Source organism: Phytobacter sp. V69 (assembly GCF_965644215.1).
Taxonomy (GTDB): Bacteria; Pseudomonadota; Gammaproteobacteria; order Enterobacterales; family Enterobacteriaceae; genus Phytobacter.
This window is the reverse complement of record NZ_CBFFRL010000552.1, coordinates 1-351: the sequence shown is the minus strand read 5'-3', so window position 1 is coordinate 351 and position 351 is coordinate 1. Positions and strand designations below refer to the sequence as shown.

General features: G+C 49.9%; 1 pseudogene. It reads left to right on the top strand.

From position 1 onward, the window contains the following. Nucleotides 1–112: 112 nt before the first annotated feature. Nucleotides 113–351, top strand: a pseudogene (gene tnpA, locus ACSZPU_RS26420) (IS200/IS605 family transposase); the annotation flags it as partial.

Sequence of the window (351 nt, the reverse complement as noted above, 5' to 3'; positions counted from 1 at the left end):
GGACTCCGAAAGGTTTGACCTTTAAGTCAGTCGCGCGAATCTGAAATCTCCGCCAAGAGATGAGGATTCGTGATGAGGCTTAAGCCATACGAAATGGGACTGTAAATATCACGTGGTTTATATCCGTAAACGCCGGAAACAACGGTTATATGGTGCGCTGCGGCATGAGTAGGGAAAAATATTCCACGAGCTTGCAAGCCAGAAGGGCTGTCAGATTCTGGAGGGGCATCTGATGCGCGATCATGTCCACATGTGCATCAGCATACCGCCAAAGTATTCGGTATCGACAGTCGTCGGCTATCTGAAGGGAAAAAGCGCGATAGCGATAGCACGGCACTTCGGCAGAGGTAA